Origin of the sequence: Rothia sp. 27098_8_161 (assembly GCF_041432905.1) — a bacterium.
GTDB lineage: Bacteria > Actinomycetota > Actinomycetes > Actinomycetales > Micrococcaceae > Rothia.
In genome coordinates this window covers 32,254-50,316 of sequence record NZ_JAPWAL010000009.1, presented here as the reverse complement: position 1 = coordinate 50,316, position 18,063 = coordinate 32,254, and the positions used below count along the sequence as shown (strand labels likewise).

Here is an 18,063-nt window from a genome sequence, read left to right as displayed (position 1 = left end):
GCGCGGGTGCCACAATTGATGTAGCATTCGGGTGCTTTATGCCCTACTTTGCCCGCGCTTCCGTAACGCGGGCGTTGTGGAGGGGAAACCACCCGATTTAGATGTACCGCACCCGCAGGGGTGAAGGAAAAATCCGATCGTCCAGGAGGACACTTATGGCAAAGCTCATTGCTTTTGACGAAGAGGCACGCCGCGGCCTTGAGCGCGGTTTGAACACCCTCGCCGATGCAGTGAAGGTGACCCTTGGCCCCCGCGGCCGCAACGTTGTGCTGGAGAAGGCGTGGGGCGCCCCCACCATCACCAACGACGGTGTCTCGATCGCGAAGGAAATCGAGCTGGAGGATCCGTACGAGAAGATTGGTGCGGAGCTCGTTAAGGAAGTTGCTAAGAAGACTGACGACATCGCAGGTGACGGTACCACCACCGCTACCGTTCTGGCTCAGGCACTGGTTCGCGAGGGCCTGCGCAACGTGGCTGCTGGCGCTGACCCGCTGAGCCTCAAGCGCGGCATTGAGAAGGCTGTTGAGGCTGTGACCGAGGCTCTGCTCTCCTCCGCGAAGGAAGTTGAGACTGAGGAAGAGATCGCTGCAACCGCATCTATTTCCGCTGGCGACGCTGAGATTGGCAAGCTCATTGCTGAGGCAATGGAGAAGGTCGGCAAGGAAGGCGTCATCACCGTTGAGGACTCCAACACTTTCGGTCTGCACCTCGAACTGACTGAGGGTATGCGCTTCGACAAGGGCTTCCTGTCCGGTTACTTTGTGACCGACCCGGAGCGTCAGGAAGCAGTCCTGGAGGACCCCTACATCCTGGTTGTGAACCAGAAGATTTCGAACGTTAAGGACCTCGTCCCCGTCCTGGAGAAGGTCATGCAGTCCGGCAAGCCGCTGCTGATCGTTGCTGAGGACGTTGAGGGTGAGGCTCTGGCTCTGCTGGTGCTGAACAAGATGCGGGGCTCCATCAAGTCTGTTGCTGTGAAGGCTCCGGGCTTCGGTGACCGCCGTAAGGCTCAGATGGCTGATATCGCTATCCTGACCGGCGGCCAGGTCATTACCGAAGAGGTTGGTCTGTCCCTGGACGCAGCAACCCTGGATATGCTCGGTTCCGCTCGCAAGGTCGTTGTGACCAAGGACGAGACCACCATCATTGAGGGTGCAGGCGACGCAGCAGCTATCGAGGGTCGCGTTGCTCAGATTCGCGCAGAGATCGCTAACTCCGACTCCGACTACGACCGTGAGAAGCTGCAGGAGCGCCTGGCTAAGCTCGCCGGTGGCGTTGCTGTGCTGAAGGCTGGTGCCGCAACTGAGGTTGAGCTGAAGGAGCGCAAGCACCGCATTGAGGATGCTGTGCGTAACGCTAAGGCTGCTGTTGAGGAGGGTATCGTCCCCGGTGGTGGCGTTGCTCTGATTCAGGCTGGCGTGAAGGTCTTCGACAAGCTGGAGCTAACCGGTGACGAGGCTACCGGCGCGAACATTGTGCGCGTGGCTATCGACGCACCGCTGAAGCAGATTGCTGCTAACGCTGGCCTGGAGCCGGGCGTTGTGGTTGACCGCGTTCGTTCCCTGCCTGCTGGTACCGGCCTGAACGCTGCGACCGGCGAGTACGAGGACCTGATGGCTGCTGGTATTGCTGACCCGGTGAAGGTGACCCGTTCGGCTCTGCAGAACGCTGCGTCGATTGCTGGTCTGTTCCTGACCACTGAGGCTGTTGTTGCGAACAAGCCGGAGCCCGCTGGTGCTGCTGCTCCCGGTGCGGACGCAATGGGCGGCATGATGTAATAACTTTTTGTCCCTGATGGGGCAAAAAGTTATGGAATCCGAAGGGCCCGAAGTGGCCTTCGGCGGTGACCTAACGCTGGTACTTTAGCCGGCACAGGTCCACGCATCCGTACGAGGCGGGGGTGGCTACCCATGAGGGGTGGCCGCCCCCGCTTTTGTGTGCCCATGCGTCCTGTCCCGGCGACGGAGGCGGTAGAATGGCTCCTTATGGAATGCGTCTATTACCGTGAGAGTCTTTGCCGCTCCTGCACCAACATCGAAACCCTGTACCCCGCGCAGGTGCAGGTGAAGCAGGAGCACGCCCGCGCCCTGCTCGCTAACTACCCGCAGTTGCAGTGGCTGGACCCGGTGACCAGCGCGGAGGCGGGCTTCCGCAACAAGGCGAAGCTCGTGGTGGGTGGTTCGGCGAAGAACCCGACCCTGGGCATCGTGGATTACCGTACGGGCACCTCCACTGATCTTGGAGAATGCCCGCTCTATATGGAGCCGATTCAGGCGGCTATTCCGGTGCTGCGTGAGCTGATTCAGCGTGCGGACCTGACCCCCTATGACATTCCGAACCGTCGTGGTGAGCTGAAGAATATTCTGGTGACTGCTTCGGCTGTGGGTGAGCTGATGGTGCGTTTCGTGCTGCGTTCAAAGAAGCTGATGGTGCCGATTCGCCGCCAGATGGACTGGCTGCAGGAGCAGCTGCCGAACTTGGCGGTGCTGTCGGTGAACCTGCTGCGTGAACCGGTGGCGCGTGTTGAGGGTGATGAGGAGATTATTCTTTCGGAGCGTCAGACTCTGCCAATGCAGGTGAATGACCTGACTCTGCATCTGCGCCCGCAGAGCTTCTTCCAGACAAACACGAAGGTTGCTGAGGCGATGTATGCGCAGGGCCGCGAGTGGGTGCGTGAGGTTGCTCCGCGCTCGCTGTGGGACCTGTACTGTGGTGTGGGCGGTTTTGCCCTACATGCCGCTTCGGTGATGGATGGCGGCTCGGTGACGGGTATTGAGATTAGTGCGGAGGCGGTTGCTTCGGCGCAGCGCACGGTGGCTGAGTACGGTCTGGAGGGCGTGAGTTTTTCGGCTCAGGATGCGCCGGAGTTCGCGGTGTCTTCGGGCACGGTGCCGCAGATGCTGGTGGTGAACCCGCCGCGTCGCGGTATTGGTGAGAGCTTGTGCGCTTGGGTTGAGGGTTCGGGTATTGACCGTGTGGTGTATTCGAGCTGTAACGCGGTGACTTTGGCGAAGGATCTGGAGTGTATGCCCTCGTATGCGCCGGTGCAGGGCCGTGTGTTGGATATGTTCCCGCATACGGACCACTATGAGGTAATGGTGCTGCTACAGAAGCAGTAGCGGCTTATAGACGTGTAGGCGGTGGCGTCTCGGATGGTTGTGTCCGAGGCACCACCGCCTTTTCGTGCCTGCTGTTGGGGCGAGGTTTAGCTCTCCGCTCTTAATTCTGCGCGGCAAGAATACCCGCCGCGTAGGCTGCCTGGCCTACGTGCTGGGCCGCGTCGTCAATCAGGCTGACCAGGCGCACACCGCGAGTTACCGGCGGAGTCCACGAAAGGTCAATAATCTCGCTCAAATCAGCCTCGCTCAGCCTATGTGCGTAGTCGGCGAGCGCTTCGCCGGTTGCCACAAGGTATTCCACCATCAGCGTAGAATTTTCAACCACGATGGAGCGTGCCTGCTCGGCGGTGTGGCCGTAGCCCATGGTGTCGCCGAGCTCGCCCAGGTTGAAACGCTCCCTGAAACCCTGAGTCTTCCAGACCTGCGGCTGACCATTCAGAGCAGAAAGCTGCATATCCATTTGTCGTCCGGCGTGCCAGAGGAGCCAGGCGATAGAGTTCGGGTGCCCGCCCGGGTGGGCGTTGAGCGCCTCGGGGGATAGCCCCTTGACGGCTACGGCGGCTTCGATACCGGGGCGGCTGGCGGCGTCGCGCAGAATCTCGTGGGTTTTCATGGAATCCTCCTGAAGATGACGGCTTCTCATAAGGAACCGGGTAGTTTCAGTCTACGCCCGCGCGGGCTCTGAGGGGTGGCTGTGGAAGGAGAGAGCCGTCTTTGTGTTTATGGCGCACGTCGTAGATATAAAACTTGACGATGTAAGCTTTTACTGCCATAGTTGTACTTGTATCCGATACGGATACAACTAAGGTATGCGGCACACAACCCAGGAGGGGACATGGACACCAAATTCTCGGTAGCACTACACGTCCTAACGATGATCAGCGAAAGCGAAAAAACGCTCAGCTCTGAAGACCTCGCGCGTAGCGTCGGCACCAACGCCAGTTACATTCGCAAAATCATCACCCTTCTCAAAAAGGCAGACATCCTCAGCTCCCAGCGCGGCAAACCCGGCTACCAGCTCACCCGCTCGGCAGAGAACATTAGCCTCCTCGACATCTACCTCGCCGTCCAGGAAAGCAGCAGCATCAACCTCTTCCACACGCACCACAACGCGAACGAAGAATGCCCGGTCGGCGCCCACATCCTCCAGGCGGTCAACCCCATCTTCGAGGAAACCCAAACTAAGCTGGCTCAAGACCTTGCGCAGCGAAGCCTGCGCAACGTCATCACAAACCTCTACACCGCGGCAGGAAAAACCCCTCCCGCATAACCGGCTCAAACACGGCTAAACCCGGCACTAGAACTTACCGAATAACACCACACCCGAAAGGACACCCCATGAAGGCAGCACAGATCGTTTCTTACAACAAGAACAACATCGCCCTCACCGTCACCGATGTACCCGCACCCCGCCCCGGCGCACAGCAGGTACTCGTCAAGATCAGCACCGCAGGCGTCAACCCCCTCGACAACATGATTTCCCGCGGTGAAGTCAAGCTCATCACCCCCTACACACTGCCTCAGATTGCAGGCAACGAAATCGTCGGCCGCGTAGAAGCCCTCGGTGAAGGCGTCACCTCCTTCAAGGTCGGCGAGCGCGTCTTCGCCCGCCTGCCGCTGAACAGCATCGGCGCTTTCGCAGAATACGTAGCCGTGGATGCGGCCGCCCTGGCACGCGTACCCGAATACCTCAGCGACGAAGAAGCGGCAGGCGTTCCCCTGACCGCCCTGACCGTCATGCAGGCATTCGACCTGATGGGTGCCCAGCCCGGCAAGACCATCTTCATCTCCGGCGGTACCGGCGGCGTGGGTGCCATGGCAATTCCCCTGGCAAAGGCAAAGGGCCTGACCGTCATCACTAACGGTAGCGCCTCCGGTAAGGAGCGCGTGCTGGGTCTTGGCGCTGACCGCTTCATCGACTACAAGACCGAAAACTACGCTGAAACCCTCAGCGGTATCGACTACGTGCTCGACACCCTCGGCGGCGACGAGACTGAAAAGCAGATGAGCATCATGGCGCCCGGCGGTCAGCTCGTCTCCCTGCGCGGCATGCCCAACAAGGCATTCGCACAGCGCATGGGCATGCCCTTCTGGAAGCAGCTGCTCTTCGGTGCGGCAGGTCGCACCATGGACCGCAAGGCGCAGAAGTACGGCGTGACCTACCACTTCATCTTCGTCGAATCTAACGGCGCGCAGCTGCAGCAGGTTGCTGACATCTTCGCTGAGCGTCAGATTAAGCCCTCCATCGATACTGTCTTCCCCTTCGAAGACGTCAATGCGGCCCTGGACAAGGTCGCTAACGACCGCTCCAACGGCAAGACCGTTATCTCCTTCGCCTCCTAAGCGCCCCACTCAACGAAAAGAAGAATCATGTCTTACCTCGAAACTCCCACCCGCTACACCACCGTTAATAACCAGGAGATTGCCTACCGAGAACTCGGAGAAGGCAACTCAGACATTCCGTTGGTTATGCTCGTGCACCTCGCCGCCACTATGGACGACTGGGACCCCAAACTACTTGACCTGCTCGCTGAGCGCCAGCACGTAATCGTGATGGATCTGCCCGGCGTGGGTTCTAGCGAAGGTTCTGTTGCGACCACTATCCCCGGTATGGCTCATCAGGCAGCAGAAATTATTCAGGCCCTCGGCTACCAGAAGGTCAACCTGCTGGGCCTGTCCATGGGCGGCATGATCGTTCAGGAAGTTGTACGCGCCTACCCCGCCCTCGTCAACCGCCTGGTGCTGGTTGGCACCGGCCCGCGCGGTGGCGCTGGAATTGATGCCGTCACCGGAACTACCTTCGGCTACATGGCGCGTGCAGCCCGCGAGAAGATCAACCCGAAGCGCTACATTTTCTACACCCACGACGCACAGGGCGGTATTGAGGCGCAGCGAGTACTGGACCGTATGGGTGCCCGCACCGAGGCGCACCGCGGTACCCCGATGAAGGTTATCGGATTCCTGCGTCAGCTGGTGGCTATCCGCCGCTGGGGCAAGCAGCAGCAGGACGATATGGCATACATTGCCCAGCCCACCCTCATCGTCAACGGTGAAACCGACATGATGGTGCCCAGCGTCAACTCCTACGATATGCACCGCAAGGTTGCGCAGAGCGAGCTGAAGATGTACCGCCGTTCCGGTCACGGCGCACTCTTCCAGTACGCAGATGAGTTCGCTGAGGACCTGCTGAACTTCCTGAGCTAGCCACCTCCTGTGAAGCCCCTACCGTCCTGTGCGGTGCGTCCTGTGCAGTGCGATGGGGGCTTTATTTATGTCCTAGCGGTGGTTGAGGGGGGAGAAAAATATGGAGCGCGGGAATAATACTCATTTCTTCCTGTTGAACTTTGTGAAGACATCATCATCTAAATTTCACAGGAGAATATCATGACCACCCCCGCTCAGTTGCACTTTGACATGGTCGTCATCGGCTTCGGCAAGGGCGGCAAGACCCTCGCCGGCGCATACGCCAAGACCGGCAAGAACGTTGCCCTCATCGAACAGTCCACCGGCATGTACGGCGGCACCTGCATCAACATCGGTTGCGTACCCACCAAGGCGCTCGTGCACCGCGCCGACGAGTTCCGCGCCAGCGGTGACCACACCCTTGAAGAAGCAGACGCCGCTTACGAATCCGCCGTGGTCTTCCGCGACAAGCTGACCGGCATGATGCGCGCCAAGAACCGCGAGATCCTGCTCTCCAACGAGACCGCTAAGCTCATTGACGGTCACGCACATTTCATCTCCGACACCGAGGTTGAGGTCACTGCGGGCGAGGACACCCTGCGTGTTACCGCCGACTATTTCATCATCAACACCGGTGCCGTGTCGGTTATCCCGCCGATTGAGGGTATCCGCGAATCTGAGCGTGTGCTCACCTCCACCGAGCTGCAGAAGCTCACCCCGCGCCCCAAGCGCCTGGGCATTATCGGTGGCGGCCCCATCGGTGTTGAATTCGCCGGTATTTTCTCCTCCTACGGCACTGAGGTGACCATTCTTGACGGCGTACCCGCCCTCTTCGGCCGCTACGATGAGGACGTTGCCCAGGTTGCCCGCGAGATTATTGCAGATCAGGATATTACCGCTCACACCGGCGTACGTGTGCAGTCCTTCAAAGACGGCGCTGACTCGGTGACCGTGACCTACCTCGACTCCGAGGGTGCTACTCAGGAGCTGGAGGTGGACTACGTGATGGTCGCGACCGGCCGCAAACCCGCCACCGAGGGTCTGGGGCTGGAGAACACCAGCATCGAAACCAACGACCGCGGCGCAATCGTCGTGGATGAACACCTGCGAACCACCGTGCCGAACATTTTCGCGCTCGGTGACGTGAACGGCGGCCCGCAGTTCACCTACATCTCCATGGATGACTACCGCGTGGTGCTTTCCCAGCTGGTTGGTGACGGTTCCCGCTCCACTAAGGACCGTAAGGCAGTGGCTGCAACCATCTACATGAACCCGCCGCTGTCCTCCGTGGGTCTGACTGAGCGTGAGGCAATCGAGGCTGGCCACAAGGTGAAGGTCGCTTCGAAGCCGGTTGCTGCAATTGCTGCGATGCCGCGTGCGAAGACCCAGGAGAACCCGCGCGGCATCATGAAGCTTGTGATTGACGCGCAGAGCGACCAGATTCTGGGTGCCCAGCTGTTGGTCATTGAGTCCATGGAGGTTATTAACCTGGTGGCTCTGGCGATGCGCCACGGCATTACTGCTTCGCAGCTGCGCGATGAGATTTACACTCATCCCTCAATCACTGAGGGCCTGAATGAGGTTCTTGCCGTCGCGGTGCCCGTGAACTAGTTGAACTAGAATCGCGTCTGGATTCGCGGTTCGTATAGTGTTTCTGCTTGTCTGAGTGCTTCCCTGCCCGTTCCACCCGTTGTGCTGTCAACGGGGGTGCGGGTGGGGAAGCATTTTTGTTAAGGCTCAGATATACCTTGTAGCTAAGCATGCCCTAAGATGGTTATGAGATAAGCGCAAGCTCACTGATTTGGGGGATGTGAGAGGGATCGGAGGAGACTCCCACTCGCTACTACGCCCGCCACAGTGCACCGCCTGCGCCGCGCATACAACCGAAAACCATAGGCACGAACCGGGAGAATCATGGCACTGCCCAAAATCAAGCCCTACACCTACGTTGACCGTGAACACAGCAACCGCGTGAGCTGGACTGTAGACCCCAGCCGCGCTGTACTGCTTGTGCACGACATGCAGGTACACTTCGTGCAAGCCTTCGAAGGAGCTGATCTGGGTGAGGGCAACGCTAACCCGGACGCCCAAATCAACGTTGCTATTCGGAATCTGCGCAGTCTCATTGACGCCGCCCACGCTACTGGAATCCCCGTCTACTACACCGCGCAGCCGCCGCGCCAAAACCCCGAAGACCGCCGCCTGCTCATCGACTTCTGGGGCGACGGCCTGCAGAATGACGAGTCCGCCCGCGTGCTCGACGCACTTGCACCTACCGGCCGCGACACCATGCTGACCAAGTGGCGCTACTCCGCATTCGTGCGCAGCCCCTTCGAGGACATGCTCAAGGAGTCCGGTCGCGACCAGCTCATTATCGGCGGCGTGTATGCACACATTGGCTGCCTGACCACCGCGCTGGAAGCGTTCATGCGTGATATTCAGCCGTTTATGGTTGCCGATGCGCTCGCTGACTTCTCGGAAGGTGAGCACCGCATGGCGTGCGAGTACGCTTCGGGCCGTTGCGCCCGGGTGCTGAATACCGCCGATGTACTCGCCGACCTACAGACCGCTGAGGAGGCGCACGCATGAGCTGGGTTATTGTGACCGGTGCAAACGGCGGTATTGGTGAGGCAACTGTCCACCAGCTCATTAAGAACGGTTATTCGGTATTTGCGGCGGACCTTGCACAGCAACCCATTGCCTCTTTCGCTACCTACGGGGACGCTATCTTCCGCTACCGTGCCGTAGACGTTACCAGCGAAGAGTCCGTTACCACCCTCGCAGAAGCCGTGGCGGCACTCGACGAACCCATCACCGGTGCGGTGCTCGCCGCGGGTATCGCCCACAGCCAGCCACTGCTGGAAACCAGTTTTGACACCTGGAAGCGCCTGCACGCGGTCAACTCCGACGGCGTGTTCCTGTGCCTGCGCGAATTCGCACGCATCATGATTGACCAGCAGGAGAGCGACCCGGCGAATAGCCGCTCCCTGGTGACGGTCGCCTCCAATGCGGCGCGTGTACCCCGTGCGGAGTTTGGCGCCTACGGTGCGTCCAAGGCGTCGGCGGCACGCGTGAGTTCCAGCTTCGGTCTGCAACTTGCCGCGCACGGTATTCGTGTGAACTCGGTCTGCCCCGGCACCACCCGAACCCCCATGGTGACTGACGCCTGGGAGGGGGAGGACCGTTCTGCTCTACCGGTTGCCGGCAACCCGGAGACCTTCCGCCTGGGCATTCCGCTGCGCCGTATTGCTGATCCAACGGATATTGCCTCGGTGAATGCTTTCCTCATTTCTGAGGCATCACGCCACATCACCATGCAGGAGATTGTCGCCGACGGCGGTGCGACCCTCTAGCGGCACTGATGTGACCGCAATATACCCGCGCCTGCACTGTACTCTATGTGCTTCCGGCGCGAACTCACACACCACTGATAGAAGTACGATGACGAACCTTCCCGACTTTATCTTTGCCACCGGCACCCGCATCTTGCGCGCATCCGGTGCGATGACCCCTGTCACCTTCGATAATGCCCTGGACGAGGCGAAACGCGCCGGTAGTGCCGTCGTGGGCCTGATTCCTTTTGACCCGGATATGCCCGCCTACCTCTTCGTGCCCGAACGCTTGGAGGAGCAGCAGGTACCGGTCCCCGAGCAGACTGTGGCGCTTGCCGAGCCGGTATCTGTCACCGGCCGGCAGAACGACCGGTTCCGTGCCGCCGTGGCGACCGCCGTGGAGCGCATGAAGACGGGTGAGCTGAGCAAGATTGTGCTTTCTCGTATTCTGCGTGCCCGCTACGCACCCGGTGCCCTCAACCTGGAGGCGCTGTATAACAACCTGCGCGCCCAGCAGCGTTCCGCATTCAACTTTGCGGTGCGCCTGCCCGAGGGCGAGCGTGGCATGAGCGGAAGCTACCTGATGGGCGCCTCCCCGGAGCTGGTGTTCCGCACCGAGGGTCGCGCCTTCAAGACCCACCCGCTTGCCGGTAGCGCCCCGCGCATTGCCGAGCCCGGTAGCACCGAGGATGAGGCGATTCGTGACCGCCTGTTTGCCTCGCCGAAGGACCGCGACGAGCATGCCTACGTCATCAACGATATTGCCGAACGCCTGGCACCCATCGCCGAGGAGCTGAACGTGCCGCAGGTGCCCTCGCTGCTGCAGACCCCTCAGCTTTGGCACCTGGCAACCCCCATTGACGGCGTGCTGAAGGAGGGGTTGACCTGCCTGGACGGTGCCCGCGCGATTCACCCGACTCCCGCGATTTGTGGCGCACCCACTCAGAAGGCTCTGCAGATGATTCGTGAGCTGGAGTCTTTTGATCGCCGCTACTTTGGCGGTCTGGTCGGCTACATGGATGCTGAGGGCAATGGCGAGTGGGCGCTGGTGTTGCGCTGCGCCCAGGTCAGCCCAGATGAGGTGGTGCTGTACGCCGGCGCGGGTATTGTGGCTGAGTCCGATCCGGAGCTGGAACATACGGAGACCGGCACGAAGCTCGGTAGCTTCGGCTGCGCCCTGGGCGTGGATACCCTGGGTGAAGATACCCCGTAGGGTCTGCCTTGAACGCCTTGACGAGGCAGAATACAACGGCTGAAGAAAACAGCAGAATACAACGACTGAACGCGCTCGCTGGCATGGCGGGCGCGTTCAGTCGTTGTATAAATTGTTAGGGGAATGAGCGTGGCTAATCGGTGAGCAGGCGCTTGAGTTCCAGGGGAGTAGCCACCGGCAGAAGCTGAGCCTCAACCTGCGCGGGCTCACCCTCGGTCGGGCTCTCCACCGCCAGGGCGATGAGCATCTTCTGCGTGTGCTCGGGGTTCTCCGCGTCGGGCAGTGCCACGGGAACCCACTGCAGGCTAAAGTTTCGCTCGATAGCTTTGCCGCCCTGATTGCCGCCCTGGGGGGCGCTAAAGGTCGCTTGGGTGGCAAACCTGTCCTGGGTCAGCACACGCAGGGCAGCCGGCTCGGGAACGTCACTGTCCAGAAGATCCCCCGGAACCTCCTCGTTCATGGCAAGCTCGAGCGCATCCAGCAGCTCATCGGTGAGCTGCACTCGAACCAGGGAGGGCACCACGCTCAGGCCGTGACCGGTTGCCTTGAGCACCGCCTCCTTAGCGGTCCACAGCGCCACAGAAAGCAGATGCAGTACGGGTGCTGGGCGTTCCTGCGCCACCCGCTCATAGAACGCACGTTCTTCATTTGAGAGTGCCAGACGCGCAAAACCGGAGAACAGGCGCGCATCCAGGGTCTCAACATCCACGCCAAGTACTGCCGAGGTGTTACGGCTAAACGCACCAACCACCAGCGGATTCACCTGCGACATATTGAAATTCACGCCCGCAATACGCGGCTTACCGTGCTTCTTGCCGCTGGTGCACAGGGCACAGGAACGATCCACCTCGATCTCAGAGGCGGCACTCGAAGGCACATCCAGACGAGCCGCCGCCATAGCGCGCATGAGCGCCTGAGTGCTCAGATAGCTAACTGCCGCCGTGGAGGTCGGCAACTGCGCCGCATGCTGTTGCTCAGCAAGACCCAGGTAGCTCAACCAGCTAAAACGCAGGGAACCGTACATCGTGCGGGTGAGAAGAGCGAAAATCTGCACACGCTCGCTCGGACGGGCGGTAGGGAGCTCCGGGTGCTGTGCGCTGGGTGTTTTGGGGGCAGAATAGCTCATAGGTTTAGTGTACCCGCCCGGCATTACGGCAAATGGCGCTACGAGGTAGCATGAGGTTGTCCACAGCTGTAACTGCGCGCTACGCACCCTCGCCGCCGGTGCGGTAAAGTCATCTCAGACATCATTACGGACAGCCGCCCGCACGATAGAGCAGCGGCGCAGAAAGAAGGTACCGTGAACAGCACGCAAGAGATTATTGCCGCCGCAGACGGCTCGGCGCTGGGCAACCCCGGACCGGCGGGCTGGGCATGGTATATCGATAACGACCACTGGGCGAGCGGCGGCTGGACGCACGGCACCAACAACATGGGTGAGCTCAAGGCTGTTCTGGACCTGTTCGAGGCAACCGCATCCCGCCCGGAGGCGAAGCTGCGCGTGTACTGCGATAGCCAGTACGTCATTAACTCGCTGACCAAGTGGATGCCCGGCTGGAAGAAGAAGGGCTGGAAGAAGTCTGACGGCAAGCCCGTACTCAACCGCGAGCTTCTGGAGGCGCTAGATCAGGCGCTGACCGGCCGCGATTACGAGTTTATTTGGGTGAAGGGCCATGCGGGTCACGAGCTCAACGAGAAGGCGGACTCCCTGGCAAATGGTGCTGCCCGCGCCTACCAGGAGGGCCGCGAGCCCGCGCACGGTCCCGGCTTTGGAGCCTCTGCTGAACCCGCTACTGCGGCTAAGCCTGTAGAGGCTCCGGCTGTTGATGTTCCGGCTGTTGAAGCCCCGATTGTGAATGCTCCGACTGCGGAACCTGCACTTTCTGACATTGCTCTCTCTGATTCGGCACCCTCTGAGTCTTCTGCGAATGCCCACCTGCCTGTACAGGAATTCACCGCAGCCGAGATTGAGAACGCCCAGCGCGGTATGGAGAGCCTGCGCCTGTCCGGTCTGCTGCGCCCTGCATCCGCGATGAATGCCCCCGATCCGGAAGCGGTCCGCGCCCGTAAGGAACAGTTGGCGCTCGCGGCAGAGCGTGCCGCTGAGCGTGATGCAAAGGCACTGGCGCACCAACAGGAGACCGCTCAGCAGGCATCCAATGGCGCGCAGATGGAAGAAGAGGATGACCTGACCGGCCTGGAAGAGTTCGCGGGCTTGGACCCGAATGATGTTGACCCGGCGGAACTTCTAGGTGAGACGGAAGAACACGCAGAAAATCAGGCGGCAGAGCCTGCCATAGAGCCAGCCGCGATACCCGCACAGACCGTAGAGTCCGCTCAGCCTGTTGCGCGTACCCATCCATCTGCACCCGCGCCCGCTGATCCTGCTCCCGCCGCGCTTGCGTTGAACCCTGAGGAGGCCGCCACCACAGAACAGCTACTCGAAAGCCGCGGCTCCGTTATGGAGGCGGCGCAGCTGGAGTCTATGCTGCACGAGCGTCTGGTATGGGTGACCGCCACCGGCAAGTCGGTGTCCCGCTCCTCGGTGCTGCAGTACCGCGAACGCGCCTTCACCCAGCAGGGTGCCCCGCTCAAGCAAGGTGTGCAGGTGTTGGATACTTCTAGTGTGCTGGTCATGGCGGCGGTTGCCACCGCACGCGGCCGCGTGAGCCGTTCGAGCATCTGGCATTACGACGCTGAGCGCGGCCTGTGGCGTCTGCGTTTCCGCCAGGAGACCCCCGCCTCCTAAAGCTGAACTCCTAACGCTCGGCTCCTAAGGATTGGGCTCTTGGATCCAAAGATTTTCGTGCAATAAAGCCCCACCGCATCCTCACTTGCGAGGATGCGGTGGGGCTTTTCTCAATGTTCGCCGACTTCTAGTGAGTCTGGCGGGCGGTGTGCCGTGCGGTCGGGACCTTTTAGCCGCCCGATCTACCCGCCTGCCTGCGGGTGGGCTTCTGGGCTTATTGCCCTGACCTCTTAGCCGACGAACATGGAGGCGTTAGCCTGCTCGGTGTCTGCGTAGTTCATACCTGCGCGGGTAAGTGCCTCGTTGATCTGGGTGATGGACGCTTCGACTTGGCGCTGGGTTGCGTGCCACTGGTCCAGAACACCCTGGAAGTTAGCGGATGCAGAGCCGGTCCAGGAGCTCTGCAGGTCGTGTAGGGATGAGGTCATACCGTTGACGTCTGCGGTGATGGATGCGACGTAGGATCGTGCCTGTGCGCTCTTGGCTGCGATGACTTCGGAATCGACATTGAACTGTGCCATGGTTTTTCTCCTTTGAGATATGTGAGATGGGTGGGGCGGTTGCCCCGTGATGGTGCTTGGGCTTTGGATCTCTGGAAGAGTTGAGTTCCTGACCGGAAGCTTGTTATCAATATATCCTTCAAAATGTATCAAATGATATGAAAAATGATGTTTCGATAAATCTGTGGATAAACCCGCCAGATTCACTCCAGTATCTCGAAAAAATCGAAAACCCTCCTGAAAATGACGCCGCCATGACGTACGCTAGATTGACCTGCTGTTCTTGAGCCTCGTATCTTCTCCTCACTCACACCACCGAGAGTTATCGCCTCGCCGCGATATAGTCCCACCTGCAGGGCACACCAAAACCCCCGAATCGTAGAACACTCAAGGTCTACAATCCGGGGGTTTATGCGTCAGTGTTACTTCATCAGCTGATCGTCCGAGACAGGCGGCGGATAGAACTGCAAAGAAATCACGAAGGTAGCACCGCCACCATCGGTCTCTTCAATATGAATCCTGCCCTCATGCTGCTCAATAATCGCAGCCACAATGGACAGGCCCAGACCCGTACCACCGGTCTCACGCGAACGTGAAGTATCGGTGCGGTAGAAACGCTCGAAGACGCGCTCACGGTCCTCGCCGTGAATACCGGGGCCGTGGTCGCGCACCTCCATCACGGACAGTGGGAAACCGGGAACCTCTTCGCGCACGCCCACCGCAATCTCCAGGGGAGAACCGTTGGGGGTGTAGCGCATGGCATTGGTCAGTAGGTTCGCCACCACCTGACGCAGACGTGATTCGTCACCGAGCACGGTTGCGGAGGTCGGCGCAACCTCTTCGTTCAGGCCCACCAGGGACACTACACGATCGGGTGCCGTAGCGTAGGCGTCGTTACTAGCGTCCACCGCAAGATTGAACAGGTCGAAGGGCGCCAGTTTGGATTCGCGGCGCTCATCAATACGTGCCAGGGTCAGTAGGTCTTCTACGAGCTGGCCCATACGCTTGGACTCCGATTCGATGCGGCTCATCGCGGTAGCGACAGCTTCATCGGTCGGTAGCGCGCCCTGACGGTACAGCTCTGAGTAGCCTCGAATACTGACCAGCGGGGTGCGTAGCTCATGCGAAGCGTCACCCACGAACCGGCGCATTTTGGCTTCGCTCTTCTCGCGGGCTTTGAAGAGCATTTCAATCTGGGTGAGCATCGTGTTCAGTGAAACCGCGAGGTTACCAATCTCATTGCTGGGGTTGTAGTCCTCAATACGCTGAGAGAGGTCACCGGCAGCAATCTTGGCGGCGGTCTGCTCCACGCGAGCCAGCGGCTCGAAGGTGCGGGTCACAATTACCCAGGTCATCGCAATTGCGGAGGCGAGAGTTGCCAAACCAAATGCAAAGGTCAGCACACCCACGAGGGCGACCACCTGGTTCGTTTGCTTCAGCGGCATGGCAATGATGAGGGAGGCCTCCTCCGACAGACCTGACGTGTCGTTGGCTACAATGGGCACGGCGAGCACACGCCAATCGGAGGAGCTGCCCATCGAGTTGACGGTGACCGCCTCCTCGTTTTGCTTGCGAACCTTCTCTTCGGTCCAGCCCTGCAGCACCGGCTCGCTGAACTGTTCGCTGTCCTCAGATTTGAGCGAGTACAGTACGTTGCCATCCTTATCGAGCAGGTACAGGCGGTAGGTGCTCAGGGATTGTTCCTGATTGCCGGAGGGGCGTACGGTCGCCAGCTGCACGAGTGAAGGGGCGCTGCTTTTCATCTCTTCGTCCAACTGATGCACCATCTGGGCGCGCAGAGCGGAAATCGCAACCAGGCTCGTCACCGCAATGGAGAGGGCGATGAGCATGGAAGTGATGAGCACCAGCTGGGTGCGAAGGGAGAGAGACTGGGGAATCCGGTCGAGGGGTTTGAGCGCCACGTTAGCCTCGAGAACCGCGAATCATATAGCCCACACCGCGCTTGGTGTGGATGAGCGGCTCGTGGTTTTCACGGTTGTTGTCAATCTTGCGGCGTAGGTAGGAAATATAGGACTCAACGATGGAGGAGTCGCCATTGAAGTCGTACTCCCACACGTGTTCGAGAATCTGCGCCTTGGACAGTACGCGGTTGGCGTTGAGCATCAGGTAGTGTAGCAGGTTGAACTCGGTGGGGGAGAGGTCAATCTCTTCGTCATCGAGGAACACTTCGTGGGTGTCCACGTTCAGGCTGAGGGCATCAACGCGCAGTACAGCATCATCCTCATCCTGGATACTGCGGCTACGGCGTAGAATGGCGTGGATGCGGGCAATCACCTCGTCGAGAGAGAAGGGCTTGGTGACGTAGTCGTCGCCGCCGACACCCAGACCGGTTACCTTGTCTTCGGTGGCGTCCTTCGCCGTCAAGAAGAGTACGGGGGTGGTGGTGCCGTTTTCGCGTAGGCGGCGGGTCACCTCGAAACCGTCCATGCCGGGCATCATGACGTCCAGGACAATGAGGTCGGGGTTTTCGGCGTGTGCCTTTTCGAGGGCTTCGCGGCCGTTACCGGCGGTAACTACTTCAAAACCGGCAAAACGCAGGGAGGTGGCGAGCAATTCAAGAATGTTGAACTCGTCATCGACGACTAGGAGTTTTGCTTCAGCAGACATACTCTATCTTTCTCTCTGAATGGCAGGCTGTACTTGATAAGTGAATGATGCGTGTGAGCTTGAGGCTCGAATCTCTATGCCTTGTTGCGGCGCATGACCGACAAGAACAGTGCAGCCATGAGTGCAATAAAAGCGACGGGTAGGAGGACCAGCGGAATCTGGCTCATGAGGGCGGGCGGCGTTGCCCCAACCCACTTCATCACGAGCATGGCAACTCCGGTGAGCAGACAAAGCAGGGCGAGAATCGCGCCGCCTGCACCGAGCCAGCGGATGGCTCCGGCATAGGGCAGGGATATAGGGGTCTGCTCTGCAGTGTTGTGCTTGTCCTGTGCGGGTTCATTACTCATGGATTTAACGGTATCAGCTCACACATAGCTGTTCGTGGGCGAATCCCCAGATTTAGCGGTTTGAGACCCAAATTCACCCAAATTCACAGTGTATGTGAAGCTTGGGGGAGCGGCCACACTGTTTGTGCACCCGAGATGCTTTAATAGGGGTATGTCTGAACAGGTTATTGAACTGCTCCCCGAAACTACACCCGCTACTAACGCGCCCGCAGAGTCCGCTGTGCCTTCTGCCGCGTCTGAGAGTACTGACGAGGGTAGCGCTGTACCTGCTGAGACTCAGCCCTCCGTGAACGCTGAGGAGCCTGAGGTGGCTGGGACGCCTGCGAAAGAATCTACTTCCGAGGAATCCGCTGCCGAAGAAACTGAACAGGACGAAGATTCCACCCCCGACCCCTTCACCCCGCTGGATGAAGAGGTAGGGGCCCCCTCCCTGGGTGTTCCGCACAAGCTGCGCCGCACCTCTAAGGTGGATGAGATTCTTGCCGCCGCTAAGGATGTAGCACTGCAGGGTGTGCGAGAAATCGCCCCTGCACACGCTATCGGTCTGGTTCACCATGTGCGCGCCGAGGAAGAGCGCTTGAGCACTCACCTGTTTGAGTGCACCCTGCCCGGTTACCGTGGCTGGTTCTGGTTTGCGACCCTCTCGCGTGCGCCTCGCTCCCGCGTGGCAACGATCTGTGAGGTAGGCCTGCTGCCCGGTGATGATGCGCTCATCGCGCCAGATTGGGTTCCGTGGGCTGACCGCGTTCGCCCGGAAGACCTGGAGGAGAACGCCGCGCAGGAGAACGCAGAATCTGATGCAACTACTGAGGAATCTGCTGAGTCCGGTGAGCCCGTAGAGAACAACTCGGCGGAGAAGGAAACCACGCAGAACGCTTCTGCTGCGGAGGAAATTGCCGAGGCTGAGTCCGCAGAGTAGAGCCTACGATCCACTCCTCTTAATAAAGGGTGGGATAACAAAATGTATATATAAGGTGTTGTATTGAGTCGTC

17 protein-coding genes are annotated in these 18,063 nt (G+C 59.8%); 11 read left to right on the top strand and 6 right to left on the bottom strand.

Going from position 1 to position 18,063, the window contains the following annotated elements; translation table 11 throughout:
- The first annotated feature begins 155 nt into the window (after positions 1-155).
- Both groL and rlmC read left to right on the top strand, forming a co-directional pair.
- Positions 156-1,778, top strand: a complete 1,623-nt coding sequence (groL, locus tag O3648_RS04800) for a chaperonin GroEL (protein WP_049346117.1) — start codon at positions 156-158, stop codon at positions 1,776-1,778.
- Between the two features lie 207 nt (positions 1,779-1,985).
- The gene (gene rlmC / locus O3648_RS04795) at positions 1,986-3,119 is read left to right on the top strand and encodes a 23S rRNA (uracil(747)-C(5))-methyltransferase RlmC (protein WP_279741068.1); all 1,134 of its coding nucleotides are present in this window, start codon (positions 1,986-1,988) and stop codon (positions 3,117-3,119) included.
- Positions 3,120-3,219: 100 nt separating this feature from the next.
- Here rlmC and O3648_RS04790 read toward each other — a convergent pair whose 3' ends face one another.
- Positions 3,220-3,732 (bottom strand): DinB family protein, encoded by a 513-nt coding sequence (locus O3648_RS04790; protein WP_279740963.1) that lies wholly within the window; start codon positions 3,730-3,732, stop codon positions 3,220-3,222.
- Positions 3,733-3,954: 222 nt separating this feature from the next.
- Between O3648_RS04790 and O3648_RS04785 the strand changes: the two genes are divergently transcribed.
- The 7 genes from O3648_RS04785 to O3648_RS04755 all read left to right on the top strand — a co-directional run bounded on the left by O3648_RS04785 (position 3,955) and on the right by O3648_RS04755 (position 10,847).
- A complete protein-coding gene (locus O3648_RS04785; protein WP_279740961.1) occupies positions 3,955-4,389 on the top strand; it encodes an Rrf2 family transcriptional regulator in 435 nt (144 codons plus the stop codon).
- Positions 4,390-4,457: 68 nt separating this feature from the next.
- On the top strand, positions 4,458-5,462 hold the full coding sequence (locus O3648_RS04780) for an NADP-dependent oxidoreductase (RefSeq protein ID WP_371568801.1): 1,005 nt from the start codon (positions 4,458-4,460) through the stop codon (positions 5,460-5,462).
- Positions 5,463-5,489: 27 nt separating this feature from the next.
- Positions 5,490-6,323, top strand: coding sequence for an alpha/beta fold hydrolase (locus O3648_RS04775; RefSeq protein WP_371568799.1), 834 nt, complete (start codon positions 5,490-5,492; stop codon positions 6,321-6,323).
- Between the two features lie 180 nt (positions 6,324-6,503).
- Positions 6,504-7,913: an FAD-dependent oxidoreductase gene (locus O3648_RS04770; protein ID WP_371568797.1), complete on the top strand. Its 1,410-nt coding sequence runs from the start codon at positions 6,504-6,506 to the stop codon at positions 7,911-7,913.
- 303 nt (positions 7,914-8,216) lie between these two features.
- Positions 8,217-8,891, top strand: coding sequence for an isochorismatase family protein (locus O3648_RS04765; RefSeq protein ID WP_371568796.1), 675 nt, complete (start codon positions 8,217-8,219; stop codon positions 8,889-8,891).
- Positions 8,888-9,655 (top strand): SDR family oxidoreductase, encoded by a 768-nt coding sequence (locus O3648_RS04760; protein WP_279788394.1) that lies wholly within the window; start codon positions 8,888-8,890, stop codon positions 9,653-9,655. The genes O3648_RS04765 and O3648_RS04760 overlap by 4 nt, the downstream gene beginning before the upstream one ends.
- An 88-nt stretch (positions 9,656-9,743) precedes the next feature.
- Complete coding sequence (locus O3648_RS04755; RefSeq protein ID WP_371568793.1) at positions 9,744-10,847, top strand: isochorismate synthase MenF; 1,104 nt, start codon at positions 9,744-9,746, stop codon at positions 10,845-10,847.
- A 133-nt stretch (positions 10,848-10,980) separates the two neighbouring features.
- Here O3648_RS04755 and O3648_RS04750 read toward each other — a convergent pair whose 3' ends face one another.
- Positions 10,981-11,973 carry a 4'-phosphopantetheinyl transferase superfamily protein gene (locus tag O3648_RS04750; RefSeq protein ID WP_279788398.1) on the bottom strand — a complete coding sequence of 331 codons (993 nt, stop codon included), beginning with the start codon at positions 11,971-11,973 and terminating at the stop codon, positions 10,981-10,983.
- A 174-nt stretch (positions 11,974-12,147) separates the two neighbouring features.
- Here O3648_RS04750 and O3648_RS04745 point away from each other — a divergent pair, with 174 nt between their 5' ends.
- On the top strand, positions 12,148-13,596 hold the full coding sequence (locus O3648_RS04745) for an RNase H family protein (RefSeq protein ID WP_314078543.1): 1,449 nt from the start codon (positions 12,148-12,150) through the stop codon (positions 13,594-13,596).
- 230 nt (positions 13,597-13,826) lie between these two features.
- On the opposite strand, the gene O3648_RS04740 is transcribed toward O3648_RS04745, so the two are convergent.
- The 4 genes from O3648_RS04740 to O3648_RS04725 form a co-directional block, all read right to left on the bottom strand.
- Complete coding sequence (locus tag O3648_RS04740) at positions 13,827-14,117, bottom strand: WXG100 family type VII secretion target (protein ID WP_279754740.1); 291 nt, start codon at positions 14,115-14,117, stop codon at positions 13,827-13,829.
- A 401-nt stretch (positions 14,118-14,518) separates the two neighbouring features.
- The gene (locus tag O3648_RS04735; protein WP_314078539.1) at positions 14,519-16,018 is read right to left on the bottom strand and encodes an ATP-binding protein; all 1,500 of its coding nucleotides are present in this window, start codon (positions 16,016-16,018) and stop codon (positions 14,519-14,521) included.
- Position 16,019: 1 nt separating this feature from the next.
- Positions 16,020-16,724, bottom strand: coding sequence for a response regulator transcription factor (locus O3648_RS04730; RefSeq protein WP_371568788.1), 705 nt, complete (start codon positions 16,722-16,724; stop codon positions 16,020-16,022).
- A gap of 74 nt (positions 16,725-16,798) precedes the next feature.
- Entirely contained in the window at positions 16,799-17,071 is a 273-nt protein-coding gene (locus O3648_RS04725) for a hypothetical protein (RefSeq protein WP_279788404.1), read from the bottom strand.
- A gap of 151 nt (positions 17,072-17,222) precedes the next feature.
- Here O3648_RS04725 and O3648_RS04720 point away from each other — a divergent pair, with 151 nt between their 5' ends.
- Positions 17,223-17,990: a DUF3027 domain-containing protein gene (locus O3648_RS04720; RefSeq protein WP_371568785.1), complete on the top strand. Its 768-nt coding sequence runs from the start codon at positions 17,223-17,225 to the stop codon at positions 17,988-17,990.
- The last annotated feature ends 73 nt before the right edge of the window (positions 17,991-18,063 follow it).

Bases quoted from the DNA above. Each gene is read 5' to 3' on its own strand.
- O3648_RS04780 (WP_371568801.1), top strand. From the start codon at position 4,458: ATGAAGGCAGCACAGATCGTTTCTTACAACAAGAACAACATCGCCCTC.
- O3648_RS04740 (WP_279754740.1), bottom strand. From the start codon at position 14,117: ATGGCACAGTTCAATGTCGATTCCGAAGTCATCGCAGCCAAGAGCGCA.
- O3648_RS04730 (WP_371568788.1), bottom strand. From the start codon at position 16,724: ATGTCTGCTGAAGCAAAACTCCTAGTCGTCGATGACGAGTTCAACATT.
- O3648_RS04760 (WP_279788394.1), top strand. From the start codon at position 8,888: ATGAGCTGGGTTATTGTGACCGGTGCAAACGGCGGTATTGGTGAGGCA.
- O3648_RS04765 (WP_371568796.1), top strand. From the start codon at position 8,217: ATGGCACTGCCCAAAATCAAGCCCTACACCTACGTTGACCGTGAACAC.
- O3648_RS04755 (WP_371568793.1), top strand. From the start codon at position 9,744: ATGACGAACCTTCCCGACTTTATCTTTGCCACCGGCACCCGCATCTTG.
- groL (WP_049346117.1), top strand. From the start codon at position 156: ATGGCAAAGCTCATTGCTTTTGACGAAGAGGCACGCCGCGGCCTTGAG.
- O3648_RS04775 (WP_371568799.1), top strand. From the start codon at position 5,490: ATGTCTTACCTCGAAACTCCCACCCGCTACACCACCGTTAATAACCAG.
- O3648_RS04750 (WP_279788398.1), bottom strand. From the start codon at position 11,973: ATGAGCTATTCTGCCCCCAAAACACCCAGCGCACAGCACCCGGAGCTC.
- O3648_RS04725 (WP_279788404.1), bottom strand. From the start codon at position 17,071: ATGAGTAATGAACCCGCACAGGACAAGCACAACACTGCAGAGCAGACC.
- O3648_RS04720 (WP_371568785.1), top strand. From the start codon at position 17,223: ATGTCTGAACAGGTTATTGAACTGCTCCCCGAAACTACACCCGCTACT.
- O3648_RS04770 (WP_371568797.1), top strand. From the start codon at position 6,504: ATGACCACCCCCGCTCAGTTGCACTTTGACATGGTCGTCATCGGCTTC.
- rlmC (WP_279741068.1), top strand. From the start codon at position 1,986: ATGGAATGCGTCTATTACCGTGAGAGTCTTTGCCGCTCCTGCACCAAC.
- O3648_RS04785 (WP_279740961.1), top strand. From the start codon at position 3,955: ATGGACACCAAATTCTCGGTAGCACTACACGTCCTAACGATGATCAGC.
- O3648_RS04790 (WP_279740963.1), bottom strand. From the start codon at position 3,732: ATGAAAACCCACGAGATTCTGCGCGACGCCGCCAGCCGCCCCGGTATC.